This is a genomic window from Exiguobacterium sp. BRG2 (assembly GCF_031844245.1).
Classification (GTDB): domain Bacteria; phylum Bacillota; class Bacilli; order Exiguobacteriales; family Exiguobacteriaceae; genus Exiguobacterium_A.
In genome coordinates this window covers 1-4,408 of record NZ_JAUZUW010000022.1, presented here as the reverse complement: position 1 = coordinate 4,408, position 4,408 = coordinate 1, and the positions used below count along the sequence as shown (strand labels likewise).

Genomic DNA, 4,408 nt, shown 5'->3' with positions numbered 1-4,408 from the left:
AAAAAAACGCGAGCGCGATATAGATTTAGAGCGATAAATAAAAAAAGCCCCTGAAAGGGGGCTTTTTTTGAGTAAAATGCCTTGCAAACGCATTTTACTCTGAGTCGTCTTTTGATTGCACACTATCGTCATAGTAGTTCAAGAGAAGACTTTTTTTGTGTTCTGAACCTTTCATCATGATGTTAGGAGATACCTGCCATACACCATTTTGAACCTTGATGATGAAATGATTTTCTTGGAGTTTTTTCATGATTTTAGCGATTGTTGGTTCTGAAACATTAGCTTCTTTAGCAATTTTTTTATACGTTCCTACAAACGTATTATTTGCTTGTTCTGTATTCTGCAATATGTAGATCAGAACATCAATTTGCTTGGAATCAGCTAAACCCAGAATGTGAAGGAAATCCATCAAATAAATCTTCCAAAATTGCTTTTGACCATATGCTCTTTTAGTGATTTGCTCTGCATAGATTTTTTCGCCAGTTTCAGTGTCGATATAGACCTTTTCTTTCTTTCCTAATAAGGTTTGAGTATCGGACTGGTACTCCATATTTCCATCCATTTAATGTCACCTCCTATCGATTTACTTAATTCTAATTTAAGTAAAAGATAAAAGCAACATTAATTAGCACTTAAAAATAGCTTAGTGCCCACTAACGTATTGTTAAGTGCCTAAAAATGAAAAAATGTTGATATATAAGGCTTTATACCACTTTTATAAAAAAATCACTCTCTTCTATATCAATGTCTTATCTTTTTCCACTTCGATATACCTAAAATTAACAAAAAAGAACTGAACGCACTCATTTCGGCTTTTAAGCCTTCATTTCGTTTGTCGGACTGTTAGACCGATGAACGTGTTCTCGCTACGCTCACCCCCATTCACCGATCTCCCAGTACACGTGAGCCGGTCGAATATCCTCATTTTCAATCATCACGAGGAAGTCGGGACATTTATGGGCTGTCTAGAAGTGATTTTAAGGGCATTTACGGCTTGAGCCGTAGAAAACCCTGTCAAGGCGTAGCGAAGGGGCTTAAAATCGAAATATGAGCGATTTAGATGCAATTAGGGGGCTGTTTTATGAAAGTAGACTTGAATCCAGCAAACTATGATCCAGAAAGATGGGCTGCGATCGAGAGATTAAAGCATCTGCAATTAGTTGAAGGATTGACGATGAATGTAGAAACTTTGAATGTAGATCGAGAAGGATTTGTTTTACTTGATCCAGATAATCCATCGCATCGAGAGTGGTTTGAATCGGAGTAACAAGTTTTTTTCAAGTTTTCCATTAAAAACTGATCATTTTTTCAAATAGAAGTCGTTAAGGCTGTTCGTTCGCTTTTTTGAACAGTATAATTAAGTTTAATATTACGTTTGTCAATGCTTGTTATTTTCGATAAGCGTAATACACTATATAACAAGGCTGAATCAGAACTCACAACACTACCGTTTTTAGAAAGGTGGTGATGCGAGTATGAAAATAATCTTCGAGTTATCGGTTGATCCGATGACGATTTTCGTAATGTGGAGTTTCTTAACAACTGGAAGCCTTCCACAAAAAAAAGAAAAGCCCTAACCTAAAGGTTAAGACTTAGACCAAAAAACTGTTCTGATTCAAGACTCAAACGTTGCAGCGTTTGAGTCTTTTGCCTTTTCAAGACATTCATTATTTTTTGCTTTTGTAGCGAAAAAATGCAACATCTTGTTAGAAAAGGACAACATCTGTTGTAGAAAATATACCACTTGTAGTGCTCAAATGCATCACTCAGATGAATAAGAAAATGTGGAAATTCTTCTGAAAAGCATAAAAATGTGTCGGAAATGGATAATTTTTTATCGTATTTGAAGATATGGATCACGTACATGAGGGTCAACGGTAGCGGAACGAGCGTAGCGAAGTGAGCATAAGGAGTTGACGCTCTGGATGCCCCAAGACCCTCTCGGTGCTGTTCTGCCGTTCCCAACGGCGGAACCTGCCAACCGGCGAGGGAGCCCCTCAAGATTTGAGGGGTTGGGGAGTTGAGTTTTTGACCTTTCGATGCGTGCATCGACCGTCGAATCGACGGCAATGTTGACCCTCGGAGAGCGCACCTTTACGAAGTAAAGTATAGTGCGCTATACTATACCAAATTTAAATTCATGTGAAAGAAGGCGTTTCTCATAGATATCCCTGGTTTTTTAAAAGATTATGCTGCGGTTATTTCTGCAATCGTAGCTATATCAAATCTATATTTCGTAGCACAAGTCTTTAAGTTCAACAAAAGAATGAGCCAATCTAAATTATCAATTTCACCTTCGTTTGAAAGAGGGGATGCTTTCACTAGATCTTTAGCTAGATCAGCAAGAAATAATCAGGAATCAAGAAATTTAGACGACACAACTTACTTCTTAGAGAACCTTAGATATGTTGAACCTAGATTTGGACTCCCCACTTTTTCTTTAAACGGCGCTGAACCTGTCAAAACATTGAGTGTAATTTTGAAAAATAACGGAGACATGCCATCTACAAATATTGAAGTTGATCTAGTATTTAAAGCTTATGGAACGGTCAATTTTTACCCTAGAGATGGAGAAGTGTTCGAAAAATTATTGCCACGAGAAGTTTTTTTTGAAGAGAAAATTAACATTCGAGTTCCTTACATCGGTGGTAATGAAGAAAGAAAATATGATATTTGTTCGTTAAATGGTCAATTTAGAGAAACGGAATTACACCTTTTAAAAATTAGAGCAAATAGTTTCGATTACATAAAACCTAATTATTTTAAAAACCTTTTTTCTAAAAAAGATTCAGAAATCATACTTCACCATTATAAATGTTCATTTTTACAGTCTAACCCAATGACACAACTTCGTTTTGAGCAACTTTATGGGATTGCTGAAGATTTTGAAGATGAAATTTGATTGAAGAGAGGTTGATTATATAATGACTTCAAAACTCGTGTGTAGAATGCAGAAAGTAAAGAAAAATGACGTAAAAGGCTATCAGATCCACAATCAAAGAGAACGAGAAAGTAAGACTAATCCCGATATCAACGCTTCACTATCCTACCTCAATCGAGACTACATCAACGCCCAACACATCAGCTACATGGAAAAATGGAGAGAAACATTCGAATCCCAGAATGAAAGTAAACGTGCCTTAAGAAAAGATGCCGTTTATTTCAATGAGTTCGTGGTGGGTTCTGATCGTGATTTCTTCAAGGATATGGACCAGTCAGAAAAAGAACGATTCTTCAAAGTCTCGACTGATTTCTTCAAAGAGCGGTATGGAGAACAAAATGTCTTATATTCCGTTGCTCATTTCGATGAATTAAAGGGCGCTGGTGCTCATGCCCATATCGCTATCGTGCCTATGCGGGACGGAAAACTTCAGAGCAAAAATGTCTTCAATCGCATTGAACTGAAATCAATACAGACACTACTGCCTGAGCATTTGCAAAAGCATGGTTTTGATATTGAACGAGGGAAAGAAGGATCGAAGGCTCAACACATCGATACGGCCACGTACAAGGTTCTCAAGGCACAAGAAGCGGTCTTGGATGCGGAACAGCAGCGAGAGGCGATTCAGAGCGATACGAAGCTACTAGAAGCCAAACGAGAGGGCTTGAAAGAGTTGTTCAAGAAAGTTGAACGGCTCGATAGCTTGGAATTCGAAGATCAGAAAACGATGTTTGGCAAAGAAACAGGGAAAATTGTCATGGATCGAGAGAATTTCGAGGAAATGCGAGACCTCGCGATGATGAAAGTACCCGATATGGAATTCAAGAACGAAGAATTACGACGAGAAATCACTGTTTTGCAGTCCAAGATCGAGCAAAAAGACGATAAAATCAGCAACCTTCAAAAGAAATACGAGATTGTTTCAGCACAAGCAGAACGCTATAAATCAGGATTGGACGACGTTGTAGAAGAACGAGTTTCGGAACGCTTAGAAGAGACAGTGAAGGAACTGAAGGAGCGTCATGCAGTCGAACTGACGAAACAAATGATAAATGCGAATCGCTACTCCGAAGAAGCGGAACAAATGGAGCGGAAATTGGACATCGTAAAAAGGAACTTCAACGTCTTAGAAAGCGAAAACCGTTGGCTTAAGAAAGAAAATGACGAGCTGCAGGCGACTAATGAAGGATTGACCAAAGAAAATAAAGGGCTATCTGAACAGCTTCAAAAGGCAAATGAGACGGTGAGAGCATGGAAAGAACGATTTGATCAGGCTGTCCAAAAAAGAGTCTCTGACATATTGAACGCTGTAAGGGCTTCTGTTCATAGAGCGACAAGAGAGTGGTTGATTGAGAAGTTACCTGATAATCAAAAAATCGGGCTGGATCATATGACAGATCACGCACGAATTAATAAGCGAGCCAATGAGATGCTTCCAGAAATCGTTGAGGAAAGAGATGATATGAT

General features: G+C 38.4%; 4 protein-coding genes. 3 read left to right on the top strand and 1 reads right to left on the bottom strand.

What is annotated here, in order from left to right; genetic code table 11:
* Positions 1 to 94: 94 nt before the first annotated feature.
* Positions 95 to 562 (bottom strand): replication/maintenance protein RepL, encoded by a 468-nt coding sequence (locus Q9R23_RS15850; RefSeq protein ID WP_311247418.1) that lies wholly within the window; start codon positions 560 to 562, stop codon positions 95 to 97.
* A 519-nt stretch (positions 563 to 1,081) separates the two neighbouring features.
* On the opposite strand from Q9R23_RS15850, the gene Q9R23_RS15845 reads away from it, so the two are divergent.
* The 3 genes from Q9R23_RS15845 to mobV all read left to right on the top strand — a co-directional run.
* Complete coding sequence (locus Q9R23_RS15845) at positions 1,082 to 1,267, top strand: hypothetical protein (RefSeq protein WP_311247417.1); 186 nt, start codon at positions 1,082 to 1,084, stop codon at positions 1,265 to 1,267.
* 999 nt (positions 1,268 to 2,266) lie between these two features.
* The gene (locus Q9R23_RS15840; protein ID WP_311247416.1) at positions 2,267 to 2,902 is read left to right on the top strand and encodes a hypothetical protein; all 636 of its coding nucleotides are present in this window, start codon (positions 2,267 to 2,269) and stop codon (positions 2,900 to 2,902) included.
* Positions 2,903 to 2,924: 22 nt separating this feature from the next.
* Positions 2,925 to 4,408 (top strand): MobV family relaxase (gene mobV, locus Q9R23_RS15835; RefSeq protein ID WP_311247415.1); only part of this gene is annotated, 1,484 nt, incomplete at its 3' end.

Excerpts from the sequence above, each read along its gene's own strand:
- Q9R23_RS15850 (WP_311247418.1), bottom strand. The coding sequence starts at position 562 with ATGGATGGAAATATGGAGTACCAGTCCGATACTCAAACCTTATTAGGA.
- Q9R23_RS15845 (WP_311247417.1), top strand. The coding sequence starts at position 1,082 with ATGAAAGTAGACTTGAATCCAGCAAACTATGATCCAGAAAGATGGGCT.
- Q9R23_RS15840 (WP_311247416.1), top strand. The coding sequence starts at position 2,267 with ATGAGCCAATCTAAATTATCAATTTCACCTTCGTTTGAAAGAGGGGAT.